The following is a 4,105-nucleotide window of genomic DNA, read 5'->3' as shown; positions in this document are numbered from 1 at the left end:
ACCCATCATATAGAATTAAAATTTCATTTTCAATCAATATGATTTTTATATTTCGTTTTTATGCGGCATTATTTGAATTTAACCGTAAGTAGCCAAGATCATCGAGTTTTAGTGAAATATTAATTTCATTTGGTACATATAAAAAATGCCGTTAGCTTAACCCAAAACAGAGTAGATACCAGTGGCGAAGAGTTTTGTCCCAGAGATGAACAACAGCAAATAGCAAGCATGGTAGATCGTTTCTTGACTAACACGATAAAGAATCCCTACCCCAAGCTTCACGCCGATTGGCGCAAGTGGTATCAAAATAAGGGCTGTCATTAAATTCGAGCTGTCAAATTGACCAAGCAGATAAAAAGGAAACAATTTAAATACATTCACTACAGAAAAAAAAACCGCCATAGTTGCAATTAGGGTCACTTTGTCTAATTTGAGTGGCAGCAAATAGATGCTCGCAGGACCACCACCGGCATGTATGGTTGTGCTAGAAAAACCACTTAGCCCTGACCAGAAAAAAGCCAATAAACGATCGTATTTTGAGGTGGGATTCAGCTTCTTTTTCCCCATCACAAACAGCGTAAAAAAATAGTGCCCACAAAAGAGCAAGCATAAGCTGCCTACCACTATTTTCAGCCAATTTTCTGAACTGTACGACATTACCATTCCGGCAATTGCAACTCCCAATACTGCTCCCGGTAACATTTTACGCAGCAGCATTGTATCAACATGCCTATAATGTTGTTTCACGGCAAACCCATCCATCACACATAAAATTGGTAATAGAATCGCTGCCGCCTGTGTGGACGAGACGCTCAAAGACATCAAAGGAACGGCAACAACACCTAACGCGCCGCCTAACCCGCCTTTACCAATACCAAAAATCAGTACCGCAGGAATAGCGGTCACATAAAACCACGGATCGCTGATGATCATTCTGTGCTCTTTTTTGCTAAAAAAGCGCCTAAAAAGGCGCTATCAGGAATAAGCGGTTAGCTATTTACTCAAAGAATTGGCGCTATAAAAGCCCAGCTTCTTTGGCAAATTTAGATAAGTTGTTGTAGCCCAATGTGGCATAAGTCAACGGGTGAGCAATCGCAGGATCTTGCTCAGCTTCAACCACAAGCCACCCTGTATAATTGACCGTTTTCAGCACATTAAATACCGCGGGGTAATCAATACAACCATCACCCGGTACGGTGTAAACACCTTCTAGAACAGAATCCAAGAAGCTTAATTTGCGATTTTTCACATCGGCAAGTACGTCTTTTCGAATGTCTTTGCAATGCACATGGTTAATTCGCTCAGCCCAGCATTGCGCAACTTTTACCGGATCTTCGCCTGCAAACGTCAGATGACCAGTGTCTAATAGTAAGCCAACTTCAGGACCAGTGTTCTTCATCAAGTTATCAATATCTTGCGCGGTTTCAATCACCGTTCCCATATGATGGTGGTAAGCGATCTGGACACCTTGACTTTGTGTGTATTGAGCAAACTCTGTTAGCTTACGACCATACTCTTCCCAACGATCAGCGGGAAACAGAGGGCGTAAGTGAACCGGTGTCTCTTTTGCACCATGAATACAGTTTGTCACTTCACAAGCGACCATCACTGTTGCGCCAAGTTCACGCAATAAGGTCAGGTGTTCTTGTACCGCTTCAATTTCCTCTTCCACACTACGAGTCAAGAGTTCCATGGAATACCAACCAGAGACCAGTTTCAGATCATGGTTAGCGAGAATTGGGCCTAACACACTCGCCTGACGTGGAAATTTATTCCCCAGCTCAAAACCTGCAAACCCTGCTTGTTTTCCTTCACTTAAACAGGTTTCTAGCGATGTTTCGGCTCCCAGTGTTGGCATATCGTCATTAGTCCACGTGAGTGGGTTAATACCTAGTTGAACACTCATCAAAAGTCTCCTTTTATTGCACTATTTTTCGCCGCGTTGACGCCATAGTGTGATTAAGTTGTGATAATTTTCTTTCACGGCATGAATCAGAGTTTGGTCATCCATTTGACCGGCTAACCACGCACGTGAGGGCTCTCCAAATAACGTGCGACCAACAGCAAACCCTTTCACGATGTTTTGTCCTGCTGTTTGTGAAAAACTATGCTGTAATTCTGCTTGCGAAGCATCTAAGCCCAAAATAACGACTCCTTGACAATAAGCGTCTCGTTCTTCAATCAACGTCGAGATCGCCTGCCAGCTCGCTTTATCTAATGGAGGAAGCTTCCACCAATCTGGTTTTATGCCTAGGTTATAAAAGCGTTTCATCGCTCGTAGATAGAGGGCATCTTCTTTTTCAATGCCTGCGGGTAAAATCACTTCGAGTAACAGCTCATGCCCAGATTGGCAACAGGCTTGATACACTTCTTGAATTTGATGTTCTTGTTGTAAACGCACCGTGTGATCATCTTCTGGGTTAAAGAACACCAGACATTTCACGATATGTTCAAGCGGCCAACTGACGAGTTGTGAGCCAATATTGCCATGCTCTAGTTTCAACGGACGTGAACCCGGTAATTCAATTGGTCGTGCAATCCACCAGCCCTGTCCAGTAATAGCATTTAATACATCTTGACCAAAGGAGCTATCACATAATAACCCGGCTTGGCCTTTTTCCAATCCCGCTTCAACGGCGACTTCTCGGCTTGCTTGTAAAATCAGTTTCTTCAGTGGTTTAATACGAGCAATGCCCGCTCCAACTTGGCGTGCCATATCAATAAATTGGATTCGGTGATCAAACGCCATCACACAGAGCTCATCTCGTGTTGAGGATTTTCGCGTGGTGACACGATGGAGATGATTAAGCTCACTATCGAGATCAGGACGCTTCACTTGCTGAGCCCGTAGTAAGTAATTGTCCAGTTCGGCTTTCGTTGGCATCGCTGGAGCACAGCCATGACGAGAAACCACTAACGCGCCACAAGCATTGGCATAAGCACACGCTTTTTCCCAACCTTCACCATTTAAGTAGCCACGCAATAAGCCCGACATAAAGGCATCGCCTGCTCCTAATACGTTCAACACATCCACTCGAACGCCATAAACGGTGATTCCTTGATCAAGAGTTTCGGGAATAACATCCGTAAATACGGAGCAACCTAACGCCCCTCGTTTACACACCAACTCAGCCTGAGAAACTTCACGAACGGCTTTTAACGCTTGAATGGTATCCGTTGAACCGCCGCAGATATGAAACTCTTCTTCAGTCCCAACTATCAGGTCAAAAAGACCTAATACCTCTTGCAGTTGCTCGGTAACTTTTTCTGATTCAATAAAACGAGTTTCACCATCGCCTAAAGAGGTGAGCCCCCACAACACCGGCCGATAATCAATATCTAAGGCAGTTTTAACACCATTGCGACGAGCATATTTCAATGCCGTCAACACCGCTTCTCGTGTTTTAGGGTGAGAAAGATGCGTTCCGGTGATTGCCAAACAACGTGCAGAGGCAATGTACTCTTCACTGAAATCTTCCTTGCTGATCGCCATATCAGCGCAGTTTTCACGATAGAAAATCAGTGGGAAGGTTTCTTCATCTTTAATACCGAGGATCACAAGCCCAGTTAGTCGATCTTTATCTGTCAGTAAATGGCTGGTGTCACAGCCGACTCGTTGTAGTTCTTCACGTAAAAAACGGCCCATGTGTTCGTCACCAACCCGGGCCAGCATGGAGGATTTTAGCCCCTGAACTGCGGTACCATAAGCCACGTTACCCGATGAACCACCCAAATATTTACTAAAAGAGCTCATATCTTCTAAGCGGGCACCGATTTGCTGTCCATAAAGATCAACCGCAATTCGTCCCATGCAAATCACATCTAAATTCTTTTCTGTACTCACCGTTCGCTCCTTAAGTACCTCAGTGCTAAACAAGTCCTCTTTCCCCTTAGGGGGATAAGACAGTTCTTGCCGTGTTACAATCTATTGCACAGTCATTTCACAATACCACTTATAAGGAATATTTGTTTCATTTTCAATGGAAAATTACCGTAATATTTCATTATGTGATCGTAATGGAATTTTTATTTACAAAAATAAAAAAATGGAATTAATATTTCAAAACAAAAAAAAGAAAAGTGGAAGTGAAAAAGCCCACCACAT

At 43.5% G+C, this 4,105-nt stretch carries 3 protein-coding genes; all 3 read right to left on the bottom strand.

Features of this window, described 5'->3' with window-relative positions:
- Positions 1-156: 156 nt before the first annotated feature.
- The 3 genes from AACQ17_RS07015 to AACQ17_RS07005 all read right to left on the bottom strand — a co-directional run bounded on the left by AACQ17_RS07015 (position 157) and on the right by AACQ17_RS07005 (position 3,844).
- Positions 157-933, bottom strand: coding sequence for a sulfite exporter TauE/SafE family protein (locus AACQ17_RS07015; RefSeq protein WP_013856824.1), 777 nt, complete (start codon positions 931-933; stop codon positions 157-159).
- Positions 934-1,015: 82 nt separating this feature from the next.
- Positions 1,016-1,906, bottom strand: a complete 891-nt coding sequence (gene iolE, locus AACQ17_RS07010; protein ID WP_026027993.1) for a myo-inosose-2 dehydratase — start codon at positions 1,904-1,906, stop codon at positions 1,016-1,018.
- Between the two features lie 21 nt (positions 1,907-1,927).
- Complete coding sequence (locus AACQ17_RS07005) at positions 1,928-3,844, bottom strand: bifunctional 5-dehydro-2-deoxygluconokinase/5-dehydro-2-deoxyphosphogluconate aldolase (RefSeq protein WP_170935152.1); 1,917 nt, start codon at positions 3,842-3,844, stop codon at positions 1,928-1,930.
- Positions 3,845-4,105: the final 261 nt, after the last annotated feature.

Origin of the sequence: Vibrio sp. V10_P2A27P122 (genome assembly GCF_963874335.1) — a bacterium.
Taxonomy (GTDB): Bacteria; Pseudomonadota; Gammaproteobacteria; order Enterobacterales; family Vibrionaceae; genus Vibrio; species Vibrio anguillarum.
Note: the sequence above shows the minus strand (reverse complement) of the source record. Positions and strands in the feature narration are given on the sequence as shown.

Coding starts and splice junctions, on each gene's coding strand:
- AACQ17_RS07015 (WP_013856824.1), bottom strand. CDS start 933: ATGATCATCAGCGATCCGTGGTTTTATGTGACCGCTATTCCTGCGGTA.
- iolE (WP_026027993.1), bottom strand. CDS start 1,906: ATGAGTGTTCAACTAGGTATTAACCCACTCACGTGGACTAATGACGAT.